Origin of the sequence: Pseudomonas citri (genome assembly GCF_025336485.1) — a bacterium.
Classification (GTDB): Bacteria; Pseudomonadota; Gammaproteobacteria; order Pseudomonadales; family Pseudomonadaceae; genus Aquipseudomonas; species Aquipseudomonas citri.
In genome coordinates, this window is record NZ_JAODAB010000004.1 from 169,602 (window position 1) to 181,981 (window position 12,380).

A 12,380-nucleotide genomic window follows, 5' to 3' on the forward strand; every position below is an offset into this window, starting at 1 on the left:
AGGAAAAAGCTGCAGGTGCCCTATGAACCATTTAAGGACGTGCGGCGTTCAGGCTGACTCAAAGCAACTGGCGAGCCTCTAGCCACCTACGGACAATGTTTGTCGCCTCGGCGATCTGCTCAGGCTGATTTGCGTAGTAATGCGTTGCCCCTTTGATGACATGCATTTCTTTGTCCTGAGAGCCAGCCGCTTCAAAAATTCGCCTGGAATCGGGCTGAGGAACACCATCATCAGCGCTCCCTTCGATCACAAGAAGCGGAGAGGTCATCGCGGCGGCGCATACAAAACCATTGGCGCGGGAATCCTCTGGAGACCATTGCGAAAGCCAGGCACGCAATGTCGAGAACCGTGCCAAACCAATCGGTCCGGAATTTACGGTTTCAGGATCTCCTAGAAGTCTCCCGCCCGGCGCACGGTCATTGGGATCGAGCGTCGGGTCCAGGAAGCGAAGATCAGCCCAGGTGCGATGCACAACGAACCCTCGCTCAAGCTCGCCGGTGCCGCGGGACTTAAGTTCCTCGAGCGTGTCTTTCACCCAGTCTGTGATCCTGCGAAGACGAGCCCGTTGAGCGGCACGATAACGAGCGACATATTCGGACGCATATGGCGGCTGGTTCGGGTTTCGCGGGTCGTAGATATCGAGCTCCACATCCCGATCATCCGGATTCGCCTCATCACGCACGGAGGGATCAATCACCTCGGCAAGATTCAAGGCTCGCCCTGCGTGTGCAGACTGAAAAACCACGGCGTCTGCGGGTATCAGCCCAGCCCCTGCGATATCGACAGGGTCACCCGCCGGGGTATCGATGATCGTAGGTGTCTCAGCCTGCGACTGGTAAAACAGCGATAGTGATCCACCACCACTCCAACCCAGGAGGACGATTTTCTCGTAACCCCACGACTCCTTTGCGTGGCGAATGTAAGCACCGAGATCAAGAACAACTTTCTCCATGATGAGCGCTGTATCGTTCTTGGGATAACGACTGCCCGCGCATAGAACATGCAACCCTGACCGCGCAAAGGCCTGAGGCACAGGAAGCAAATGCAGTGTGGAGCTGGGGTGCATCAAAATAATGAGGGTCTTGGAAGACCCTTTAGTTGGGCGCAGAAGCATGCCCTCTAAATTGACCTTGCCCTGTGTGCCCGAGTAACCATAAGTTTCGGCGAAACGTGAACGCTCCTCGTAAGTTATATGTACCCATTCACAAGAAAAGACGTGATCTTGGCTTGCCATGATGTGCCTCTCCTTAACCCTTCAGCGCTGTGGCAGGCTGCGCCTTTATTTTGTTCCAAGCCTTCAAAGACTTATGAGCATCGCGCTTGTGATGTTCCCACGCCTCGGCATTCTCCTCAGAGTAAGTAATAAACTCTAAGCGATAGCCATTCGGGTCATGAAAATACAGCGATGTGCAGACTCCGTGATCAACCGGGCCGTCGCATTTCACTCCACGCTCTTGCAGGCGATCCTGCCATTCATGAATGGCCTCGATACTTTTTACTTTGATGGCGAAATGCAGGTCCATGCCCCATTGGCGCTTGAATTCAAAGACTGAACCATCAGGAACATCCGCCACGTCAAAAAATGCCAAGTAGGACGACTCGCCGGGGACATTGGTCCCGATGTCGAAGAACAAGTGCAAATAGCGCATCTCCTCCCCTGTAGTCGGGTGCCGTTCGTTGATCATGGCAACCTCAAGCGGGAAGCCGAGCACACCTTCGTAAAAGTCACATGTCTCTTGCGCGTCCCTGCATCGATACGCAGCGTGATCCAACCCGAAGATTTGCGGCAATTCGGGATTGCGCGGACATCTAGTCATCACTTGTCTCCTGTCGATTTGCGCTTGAGCAAGCGCATGGGTGACCTGTAAACCTTCAGCACAGTGCTAACGTTAGTTTTTTTATAGCCAACTGTAAAGTGAGAATGCCATACGATTCGTCAGCATTCAGAGCGCTTATGTCCATAAATATGCAAAAAAGCTTGAGATATAGGGGCTATCCATTGCAGTGCGTCAGGTTTGAGCATCCTAAAATCGTGTGTTATAACGATTGCACAGATTAAGCAATTTGCAGGTCGATACATGACCAAAAATGAAGCAAGAGGTGATGAATGGCAAAGCGTCAAACCTTCAGTCAGCTAGTCGCCACAGGAGCGCCGCTGGTCATGCCCTGCGCTCACGATGCGCTCACTGCGCGACTGATCGAACAGGCTGGTTTCCCAGCATTCGCGATCAGCGGCTCTGGCGCACTCGCTGCTCGCTTTGCACTTCCCGACCTGGGAATAGCGGGTCTTGCAGACGTTTGCGATGTAACTCGCAACATTCTCGATGCCACATCAATACCCTGCATGGTCGACGGCGATGACGGCTACGGCGACGTGAAATCCGTCGCGCGGACCGTTCGTGCAAATGAGGCCCTCGGTGTCAGTGCGCTCGTACTTGAAGATCAAAAACGTGCGTTTAAACGTCCCGGCCAGAGTGCTGCCGTCGGCGTGGTGCATGACGAAGAAATCGCGGCAAAACTGAAGGTGGCCCTCGATACTCGTGATAGCAAAGATATGTGGATCATCGGGCGCACCGACGCCTATGGCGCACAAAGTTTAGATGCCGCAATCCGCCGTGCGGAGCTGTATTTGAAGAGCGGTGTGGATGGTTTGTTTCTCGCAGGCGTACGCAAGCCCGAAGAGCTTGAACGTATCGGAGAGGTGTTCCGTGGCACGCCGCTTATCGCCGTTGTTTATGGAGGAAAAGACTGGTCGGCACTGACTGTCAGTGAACTCCATGGTATGGGCTATACACAGATCTTGTATCCGCTTGCACTGCTGTTGCCAATGTGCACGTTGTTTGACGACGCACTCCAGGCGCTTCGCTTGAGCGCTATAAACGGCACGCCACCACCTGTGCTGGAGGATGAAAAACGCGCTCGCGCCCTTCTCGCCAGCGCCGTTAAAGCCGAGGAATGGCTATCACTTGAAAAGGTCACTGGAGGTATCACCGAATGAAAGGGCTCATCGTTGATGATAGTACGCCGGATAAACCCCGGCTCATGTTGGCGCATATACCAAAACCCAAAATCAGCGAAAGCGAACTCCTTATTCGCGTTAGGGTTTCAGGCCTTAATCGCTCAGATCTGGGGCTGACCCCCGATCACTACGCACCTAACACGGTCGTCGGCACCGAACTGGCTGGAGAAGTCGTCGAAGTGGGTGCTAGTTGCAGCGGTTTTTCTGAGGGGGACCGAGTCATGGCGCTTTCAAGCGGGTCCCACGCTGAGTTTGCCAAGGTCGACCATAGAATCGCAGTAAAACTGCCGGATGATATTGACTGGCAGACTGCCGCCTCGTTACCCGCATGGTTCATGACGGCATATGACGCGTTGATCACGCAGGGTAAATTGCGCGCGGGAGAGACGGTACTCATCCAGGGGATCACCTCAGGGGTGGGTCAAGCTGCTGCGCAACTAGCCAAGTTAAACGGCGCGAAAACCGTTATTGGCGTCGCACGCTCGCAAGACAAACTGGATCAGTTAACGAGCGAGGAAGTGGATCAGACCTTTGCCATGAAGGACGGCTGGGCCGAAGCTGTGCGCGAGGCCACAGGCGGACAAGGTGTAGATCTCATAATCGACATGGTTGGCGGCGGGGCTTTGAACGGCAACCTTCAGGCTCTCGCCATTTGCGGCCGTATGGTTGCAGTAGGCCGCCTGGGCGGTGCAAGCGACACGCTGGATATCGGCATGCTTGCTTTCAAGCGCGCACAGATTACCGGAGTGACATTTCGGTCTCGGAATATTGAAGAAAAAGCCGCCATCGCCAGAGCTTTTGCCTCGCACATTATCCCCCTCGTCGTTGCGGGCAAACTCAAACCACGTATAGACCGTATAGCTCAACTTGCCGAAGCAGGCGCCGCACAGGAGCTGATGCGGGACAACAAACACTTCGGAAAAATATTGTTGGCAATCGTATGAGCTCACCATTCAGCAAGACAGAAACGCTTTCGATGACGCATAGCGGGGCACACCAACGCCTTTCGGGGAGACGCATTGTTATCACAGGCGGCGGAACCGGAATTGGTCGTGCGATAGCCGAGCGGTGCAGTTTGGAAGGCGCAATCGTCTCGGTCATTGGCCGACGGCAAGCACCACTATCTCAGGTGCAGGCAGTTACGGGCGGCTATTCCGCATGCGCCGATCTACGCGACGAGGATGCAACCAAGCGCGCCGTCTACGAATGTGCCGCATCCATGGGCGGTCTTGACGGACTGGTGAATGCGGTGGGGGTCCTTGACGTCTGCACCCTGGAGGAGTGCAACCTGGATCGCTGGAATCAAAGCATCTTGGCTAATCTGACGGCCCCGTTTTTGGCCTGTCGGGCAGCACTTCCATTTTTGCGCGAGGCAGCAGGAAATGGAAAGAGCGCGGCCATCGTCAACATCGCGGCGCTCGCAGCGATAATGCCAGGTGTCAGTAGCGCAGGTTATTCCGCCGCCAAGGCAGGCTTAGTGCAATACAGCCGAACCATTGCCAAAGAATTGGGGCCGGATATTCGGGTAAATAGTGTCTGCCCCGGTGCAGTCGAAACCCCCATGACCGATGGCTTCCTTTCCAGAGAAGGAGTGAACCGGGAAGGCTTCATTTCCCGTTACACGCTAGGTCGCTTGTCCCAAGCGGCAGAAGTGGCCAACGTTGTCGTCTTCCTTTTAAGCAACGAAGCCTCATGCGTTATTGGCAGCAACTTTATCGTGGACGGAGGGCGCGCTTTCCAGTAGTTGCCTCGATAGGTGTTTTCACCTATCGAGATGCCCGAGCCGTTAAAGCAGCTCTCGACTTTCCAGAGCGGTAGCTGGTGACGAAAATAACTTGCTAGGAGCGCCGGAGCTACCTCTCACAATTAACTCTCCGGGCGTAACTGACCCGAAGGAAGTATTCGATGCCGCACTGCCCACCTTCATTTGATGCAGAAGCCAAAGGCCACACGCCGTGGCAATCTGAGCGTTCGGTACAGAAACCGTCGTCAAGCCGGGCTGCCACCAGCGGAAGCCAGGTTCGTCACCGAAGCCTACGACTGAAAACTGTTCGGGAATCCTCAAACCTTGATCAATCACCTCATCCAAAATACCCCGAGTGATCTGCAATGAGCCGAGCACAATACCCGTCGGCGGCTCATTCAAAGCAAGAAGCTGTCGCAAGGCCGTACGCCCGAACTCTGAGGAGGCGCCAGGACCGAACACCATCAGTTCCTCATCGATGACCATGTTCTTTTGCGCTATATAAAAACCTTTGAGGCGTTCTTCGCCCGCGAAGGTTGTTGGCATCAACCCGATGTAACCAATCCGTTTATGGCCCAAGGCGATAAGATGCTCGGTACCGACCTCAAGTGCTTTGACGTTATCGAAACAAAACCATTGCTCGCCCAGAGACGGATGTCGCCTGATCCATTGAACATGCGGCGTGGACTTGAGAAGCCGGATGGTTTCGGGACGCGGATTTTTGGTTGGGGTAATCACAATCCCGGCGGCGCTGGCGCTGATCAATTCGCGCAACTGACGCAATTCTGCATCGGGATCATCATTGGTTTCGGAGAGGACCAGTTGGTAGCCCTCCTCCTCCAAAGTTTTCGAAAGGGCGTGCGCGCCAATACTGTATTGGCTGTTACCTAGATCAGAGAGCACGAGACCGACAAGCTTACTCGAGCCACCGCGCATCATTTGGGCCGCGCGGTTGGCAACATAGCCAGAACGCTCAGCCTCCTTCATGACCCGCTGTCGTGTCTCTGCACTGATTCGAGGGTCATTGGCAAGTGCACGCCCCACCGTCGATACGGACAAATTCAAATGCTTGGCGAGATCTTTTGCTGTCGTCATTAGGGTACACGTAGTGGATGGATGATACGGGATGGAATCACCTTAACATGGCACTCCGTTTTTCCCATGTTCAACGCTTGAGCGAATAATAACGTGTACTGAAAGGCAGGGTTAAGGATTCTCCGAGCAAGTCTGCACCGAGCACTCAACGGTGCTGAAATGATGCTGCTGCCAGCCTCAAAAATAATCCGCGTGCAGCCGCCCTGCATCGTCCAAGCATCTAGCCAGGACAGCCACTCAGAAATCGTGACTTAGAGAGTATTACAAAAGAGCCTGTATCCATCGGTACTTCAAAGGAGACTCATCATGTCAGAACCAATCCAAGTCGTTGAGAGCTTCATCCAGCACATCAACTCAGGGCAGATCGATAAAGCCATGGATCACCTCAGCGAAAACGTTTTTTATCACAACATTCCACTGCCCCCCATCAATGGAAGAGAGGCTGCTCGCGAGTTTGCCCATGCTTTTGGCATGGGCAGTCGACTAACATCAAGCTGGAAGACAGTCGCAATCGCAGCTGCCGGGGAGGTCGTGCTCACAGAGCGGGTTGACGACTTCATCACTGAAGATGGCGGACGTATCTCCATTCCACTGATGGGAAGTTTCCGCGTTCGAAACGGTGAAATCGTCGAATGGCGAGACTATTTCGATCTCGGCGATCTTACGCGTCAAGCGGAACGCGCAAATATCGCGCTCTGAGCCTGCACCTTCGCTCGCTCCAATTAGCCTGAGGAAAGCCCCGACTCACCGACCTGAACATTGCCTGGCGAACCCCGGGCTGATCAGGCGGCTGTCGCGGCTTCCCGCCAAGCACATATTACTGCCGCTCATTCTTCAACAACCCGTCACTCCTGAACTTGCAAACGAGTCCTCACAGGTACCTGTCGTTAAGGTGCTGGGGGAAAGCGCCAGCGCAGAACAAGCGCCGCGGGACGGCGTATCACGCTTTCCACCTCGAATACCCAAATTCTCTCAGCCCCTTGAACGAATTCGACTTGAGAGGCCAAGGATAATCTCGATGCGGCCGCTGAGCAGCAACAGGTCGCCGGAGTTGAAGTCGATGAACAACAATCCGGCACGCGGATTGAGCAGCAGGTTGCCCAAGGTATTGAAAAACCGGTTACCGGCAAAGTCTGGAATCGTCAGGCGACTGCCATCAATGCGCACGAAACCGGTCTCGCCACCCCGGCGAGAAACATCCACCGGGCGTCAGCCATCGACATCCACGTAGCTGGCGACAAAGAAGGTATCCGCCTCGGTGATTATCGCTCTGGCCGCATCATCCAATCCATCGAGATGCTGGACGATACGCATCGAAGGATCCGCCAACGGCACCGAATGAAATTGCCGTAATTGAATGTATTTTGGGCAGTTGCCGAAAGACTGCCCCACCGATACGCCGAAGCCGCTCGCCGTCATGACCCCAACCCGGCCATTGATTCGGTTGCGCCGCCGGGTGTGCAGCTCGATACCCAACAGGCCGATGGCTGCCCCGGGATGCAACTGAGCAGGATCATCGGCGGCCGGCAGGCAATCCAACAGCAACAGCGAAGGTGCGGGAGAATGAGCGAAGCCCAACGGCCCTTCAAGAATACTGGCCCACGGGTTGCCATCGGCATCCACCACACCGTACAACATGAAGGGAAGCTGCTGATAGAACTGGCGATGCTGGTCCGGCATTTCGCTGCGTATAGCTTTTCGACCGTACACCTCCATCTGCTCGGCAATCCCTAAATGGGCTTGCAACTGTTTCTCGCCGGCATGCCAAGGTGAACGGTTCATAACGCCACTCCTGCGCACAATGTGAACAGCCTGACAAAAAGTCAGGCCGTGGTCTTCAGGCAGTTACCTGCAAACCGGCGATGGTGCGCGGCATACCGACAAACCCTGGCAAGGCCTCGATCCGTGCCAACCAGGCCCGAACGTTGGTGTACTCCTCCAGTGACACATTGCCTTCGGGTGCATGCGCTGTGTAGCTATAGACCGCAACATCGGCGATGGTTGGCTCGTTGCCGGCCAGATAAGCAGTATCAGCTAACTCTTGGTCAATCACTTTGAGCAAGGCATGAGAGCGACCAATCACCTCTTCGGCGTCATAAGGTGCACCAAATAAAGTGATCAACCTGGCGATGCCCGGACCAGAGGCTAGCGGCCCTGCTGCGACAGACAACCAACGCTGAACCTTGGCGGCACCGACCGGGTCGGTTGGCAGCCAGCGGCCGTCACCGTATTTGTTTGCCAAGTACACCAGGATGGCGTTCGAATCCGCCAGAACCACGCCCTGATCATCCAACACCGGAATCTGCCCAAAGGAGTTGAGCGCAAGGAAATCCGGCTGCTTATGCGCACCATTGACCAGATCGACAAAAACCAGCTCAGTCGGCAGTTGAAGCAGCGACAGCATCAGTTCCACGCGGTGTGCGTGGCCAGAACGGGGGAAATGATAGAGCTTAATAGCGGGCATAGCGACTCCGCTGGGTGATGGCTCCGTTCCATCGTGAACAACGCGCGGGAGCTATCTTCCATCCACTTTCAACACAACAGAGTACTCATAGAATGCAATCCATTATTTCATCCAGCGCAATAGCGTTTTAACCGTTCAAGGCAGGATCTTCGCGCAACGCTCTCACGATAAAATCCACAAAACTACGAACCCGCGCTGGGGCCTTGCGCCTACCTTGGTAAACAACATGGACGGGTAAAGGGGGGATCTCGAAATCTGCCAGAACAACTTCCAGCTCACCGGCCGCAATATTGCTCGCTACTTGATAAGACAGAACCCGGGTTAATCCCAGCCCCAGGCAAGCGGCCGTGATGGCCGCTTGATTGGCAGTGACTACCAGTCGTGGTTCTGGACGAATGCTCAGCGACTTTCCTGCCTTCAGAAATAGCCAACTTCTCTGCTGCCCAATGGCAGAGGTCGCGACTATGGGCAGCCCGTAGAGATCCTCGGGATGCTGAGGCCGGCCACGGGCTGCCAGGAAGTCTGGAGAACCGCAAATCACCAGCCGCACTTCACCGACCCGAATCGCGTGCTGGTTACTGTCGGGTAACTCACCAATGCGTACAGCCACATCGATGCCTTCCTCGACCATGCTCACCACGCGGTCGACCAATACGCCGTTAATGCTGACTTCCGGGAATTGATCAAGGTAATCCACCATGATCGGCGTAACGAATAGCTGACCGAAAAAAACCGGAGCAGTGATCGTTAGTTGCCCGCGGGGTTGGGCATGACTCCCGGCCGCCGAATCTTCGGCTTCCTGTACCTCTGCGAGAATTCTCCGACAGTCCTCCAGATAACGTTGACCGGCCTCGCTCAAATTGACGGTGCGGGTAGTACGCGTCAGCAACTGAGTACCAATACGCGCCTCCAGTGCTGCTACTGCCCGACTGACACTGGCCGGCGACATCCCCAGTTGCCGTGCCGCCGTGGAGAAGCCTTGCACTTGGGCTACTGTGACGAAAATCTGCATCTCCTGAAATCGGTCCATGGATTAATTTCCTACTACTGCCATATCGGCACTTATATTCGAAACTGGCTCACTAAGCCCTGTTGGCATTGCACCCAATCAGCACTGGCGGAACAAGCCTGCTCGGCTCCGACCGCTATCTGATATGCACCATGAGTGGTGGATTCAGATGATGACAGCTCTAATGATGAGCCAGTCATCACTAACTCATGATGCAATTGATTAGCGCTTGAGCGCTTTCAAGTCATTGAGCAGCTCCAACAGCGTTTGCAGCCTCTCTTATCCCAACTGCGTCTGCAGGCTCTGATAATTTTCTCCCATGCTCTGGCTCATCAAGTTGGAACACGCTTTGCCTTTTTCCGTCATTCGCACCAACACCCGCCTCTAATCCTGTTCGGCCTTGCGCCCTTCAACCATGCCGGCTGCATCCATGCCCGCTGCGCGCACTCGGCGTCGGCGAAGGTCATCTGCTTCATTGGGGAACTCGTGTGGCGTGGAACGCATATTCCACCAGAAACGGGAAGCCTCCTCTACTTAGCACCGACAACGAAAGCATCGACCTGATTTATGCCTGAGAACATACTGACACTCGGCGAGAAAGCGCCTGGCACCTGGAAGCGGGATGGACCTTCAGCGGCCAATGAAGCCTGTAGTAAAATATCGCTATAGTCGCTCCTCCGAATGCTACGATCCGATGTTCTACGACAATGGCCGGGCACTAGGCACCTGTTCCCGGCGAGGTTGCAAGCAACTATGCAGGCCCTGTTAAAATCAATACCCAAATCCACCATGCTGGCTTCAATGCGGTTGTCTCCCGACCGTGAATGCCGGCGCGCTGCTCTATGACTTCTCGAGCCTGAACCGCAGCGTACAAAACCTCGACACACGCGGGGCCAACCTCTACGCAGAGTGGAACATCATAAGCATTTCATGCTGATACCGCGGGTCGGGCTATACAAACCTGAACACAGTACCGAGAGTGGCGATACACAGTGGGAGCTCCCGGGTTCAAGATCTGCAGGTGCAAAGCTTTCAAATTCCATGGCGTTATTTCCGCACCACCCGTCTCCACCGTGACACTGCGTACGCCGGTCTCTGTTTGCCAGGCAGTGATAAGCACCGCCTGCAGACTGCTGCCGTACAGACGGGCAACCGATATTTTTGCTGCGCAAGGCGGGATACAAAGCGCTACTGAAAGAACACGGCATCCCCCAGTAAAATAGCGATGCCCATAGTAATGGCTGATGCGGTTTTCACTCAAATTGTTCTTTTTATGTGTGCTCGCCAAGCTGGCATTGGTCCCGTTCGCATCAAGACATGTTTGTGCCAATTCCGGCTAACGCTAGCATTCCAGGCTACGTAGGATAGATCTATCGGACTTTGACTTCTGAGTTCATTTCAGAAGGAAACAATGGATATAGGACAAAGGCACTGTCAACGGGCCTGCGCACTGACTTTAAAATGGCCAGTCATCGTGATCCCGTCATTGAAGCCAATAAAACCGATAAATCTTAGTAGTGCTCCTGATTTGGAGTCGCTGCACGCGGAGAATGCGATGAAAGTTGAAAACAGAAGTATTCTGGACAGCTTGGGAACCAGCCTCCCAACAGAGGAAGCCGATACGCTCCGCCCGAGCCTAGGTACATTGCGTCTTATTTTTCTGATCATCGCTGCAGCGGCACCGATGGCGGCGGTACTGGGTGTCGTTCCCATCGCCTTTGCTTTTGGTAATGGACTGGGGGTACCACTCACTTTCGCGGGAGTCGCCGTCATTCTGGGCTTTTTTACGGTCGGCTATAACGCGATGAGCAAGGAGGTGGTGAATGTTGGTGCATTCTACGCTTATGTAGCCCGTGGCTTCGGTAGTGTATTGGGGCTTGGCTCAGCCTTCCTGGCGATACTCTCCTACACGGTTTTCGTGTGTGGGGTCGTTGGTTATGTGGCTTTCTTTACACAGGTTGCGTTAAGCGATCTATTCGGTATCAACGTGCACTGGATAGTGCCGGCAATAGTTGCTGTGGTACTCGCAGCGATCCTTGGCTATCGGCAGATCGATTTCAGCTCACGGATGCTCGCCATTCTGCTGGCGGTCGAATTCGCCGTGCTGATTGCACTGAACATTAGCATTATCTGGAGCAAAGGGGCAGACGCATTTCCCGTCAGTGTTTTCAGTTTGAGTGCGGTTTTCAGCGGGGCACCGGGCATCGCCATCATGTTGGCGTTCACCTGTTTCATCGGCGTGGAATCTGCAGCACTGTATTCCGAAGAGACCCATTCACCTTCGCGCAGTATCGGGCTGGCAACCTTCGGGGCTGTTTTTCTCACGGCGTTGTTCTATTTCGTGACCACGTGGATCACCATTGGTGCCGTGGGCAGCGATGTCCAGAATGTCGCGACGAGTCAGTTGGCAACGCTCTACTTCAATCTCGGGGACCAATACCTCAATAAGCTTGCCACCCATACCATGGAACTGTTCCTTTCGACGAGCATGTTCGCAACCTTGCTTGCGATTCATAATGTGGCCAGTCGCTATATCTTTGCCCTTGGCCGACAGGGCTGTCTCCCAGCATTTTTAGGGCGTGTACATCCGACGCATGCCTCACCTCACAATGCGAGTGCGCTTATTACCCTGATCACTGTTACCGTTGTCGCCATCACCTTTGAATTTGGCCTTGATCCCCTACTAGGCTTGGGGGCAGTCGGAATCGGATTCGGTACGGTTGGTATCATCGCGCTTCAGGCGCTTACCAGCCTTGCCATCATCGCTTACTTCCGTCGCAAGGGCCGCACTCATTGGTGGCGCACTCTAACCGCACCCATCGTAAGCTTCATCGGTCTTGCATTGGCAGTGTCGCTTGCCGTAAGAAATTTCGATCTCCTGACCGGAAGTAAGAGCCCAGTAGTAATTCTTCTGCCCTACCTGCTTGTCCTGGCGTTTATCATCGGTGGCCTGTATGCCATTCGCCTTAAGAAGTCTCATCCGGACGTATACTCCGCAATCGCTCAGAACGTTAACTCGGAGGGCTAACATCTATTCAGCTTGCTGACT

The 12,380-nt window shown here is 54.4% G+C and carries 10 protein-coding genes and 2 pseudogenes; 5 read left to right on the forward strand and 7 right to left on the reverse strand.

Features of this window, described 5'->3' with window-relative positions; genetic code table 11:
- Positions 1–58: 58 nt before the first annotated feature.
- A complete protein-coding gene (locus N4Q37_RS06390; protein ID WP_260956131.1) occupies positions 59–1,234 on the reverse strand; it encodes an alpha/beta hydrolase in 1,176 nt (391 codons plus the stop codon).
- 13 nt (positions 1,235–1,247) lie between these two features.
- Positions 1,248–1,817 carry a VOC family protein gene (locus tag N4Q37_RS06395; protein WP_260956133.1) on the reverse strand — a complete coding sequence of 190 codons (570 nt, stop codon included), beginning with the start codon at positions 1,815–1,817 and terminating at the stop codon, positions 1,248–1,250.
- Positions 1,818–2,107: 290 nt separating this feature from the next.
- Here N4Q37_RS06395 and N4Q37_RS06400 point away from each other — a divergent pair, with 290 nt between their 5' ends.
- Genes N4Q37_RS06400 through N4Q37_RS06410 form a run of 3 tightly spaced genes read left to right on the forward strand, consistent with a single transcriptional unit; the run spans position 2,108 to position 4,763 of the window.
- Positions 2,108–2,998, forward strand: coding sequence for an isocitrate lyase/PEP mutase family protein (locus N4Q37_RS06400; RefSeq protein ID WP_260956135.1), 891 nt, complete (start codon positions 2,108–2,110; stop codon positions 2,996–2,998).
- Complete coding sequence (locus N4Q37_RS06405) at positions 2,995–3,963, forward strand: zinc-binding dehydrogenase (protein ID WP_260956137.1); 969 nt, start codon at positions 2,995–2,997, stop codon at positions 3,961–3,963. The genes N4Q37_RS06400 and N4Q37_RS06405 overlap by 4 nt, the downstream gene beginning before the upstream one ends.
- A complete protein-coding gene (locus tag N4Q37_RS06410) occupies positions 3,960–4,763 on the forward strand; it encodes an SDR family NAD(P)-dependent oxidoreductase (RefSeq protein WP_260956139.1) in 804 nt (267 codons plus the stop codon). Before N4Q37_RS06405 ends, N4Q37_RS06410 begins: the two co-directional genes overlap by 4 nt.
- Before the next feature lie 42 nt (positions 4,764–4,805).
- Here N4Q37_RS06410 and N4Q37_RS06415 read toward each other — a convergent pair whose 3' ends face one another.
- A complete protein-coding gene (locus N4Q37_RS06415) occupies positions 4,806–5,858 on the reverse strand; it encodes a LacI family DNA-binding transcriptional regulator (RefSeq protein WP_260956141.1) in 1,053 nt (350 codons plus the stop codon).
- A 306-nt stretch (positions 5,859–6,164) separates the two neighbouring features.
- Between N4Q37_RS06415 and N4Q37_RS06420 the strand changes: the two genes are divergently transcribed.
- A complete protein-coding gene (locus N4Q37_RS06420) occupies positions 6,165–6,557 on the forward strand; it encodes a limonene-1,2-epoxide hydrolase family protein (RefSeq protein ID WP_260956142.1) in 393 nt (130 codons plus the stop codon).
- A 203-nt stretch (positions 6,558–6,760) separates the two neighbouring features.
- On the opposite strand, the pseudogene N4Q37_RS06425 reads toward N4Q37_RS06420, so the two are convergent.
- The 4 genes and pseudogenes from N4Q37_RS06425 to N4Q37_RS06440 all read right to left on the reverse strand — a co-directional run.
- Positions 6,761–7,640 (reverse strand): annotated as a pseudogene (locus N4Q37_RS06425) (pyridoxamine 5'-phosphate oxidase family protein); the annotation flags it as partial.
- Positions 7,641–7,695: 55 nt separating this feature from the next.
- Positions 7,696–8,322 carry a glutathione S-transferase family protein gene (locus N4Q37_RS06430; RefSeq protein WP_260956144.1) on the reverse strand — a complete coding sequence of 209 codons (627 nt, stop codon included), beginning with the start codon at positions 8,320–8,322 and terminating at the stop codon, positions 7,696–7,698.
- Positions 8,323–8,449: 127 nt separating this feature from the next.
- Entirely contained in the window at positions 8,450–9,352 is a 903-nt protein-coding gene (locus N4Q37_RS06435) for a LysR family transcriptional regulator (protein ID WP_260956146.1), read from the reverse strand.
- A 258-nt stretch (positions 9,353–9,610) separates the two neighbouring features.
- Positions 9,611–9,763 (reverse strand): annotated as a pseudogene (locus N4Q37_RS06440) (homoprotocatechuate degradation operon regulator HpaR); the annotation flags it as partial.
- 1,123 nt (positions 9,764–10,886) lie between these two features.
- Between N4Q37_RS06440 and N4Q37_RS06445 the strand changes: the two are divergent.
- Positions 10,887–12,359 (forward strand): APC family permease, encoded by a 1,473-nt coding sequence (locus N4Q37_RS06445; protein WP_260956148.1) that lies wholly within the window; start codon positions 10,887–10,889, stop codon positions 12,357–12,359.
- Positions 12,360–12,380: the final 21 nt, after the last annotated feature.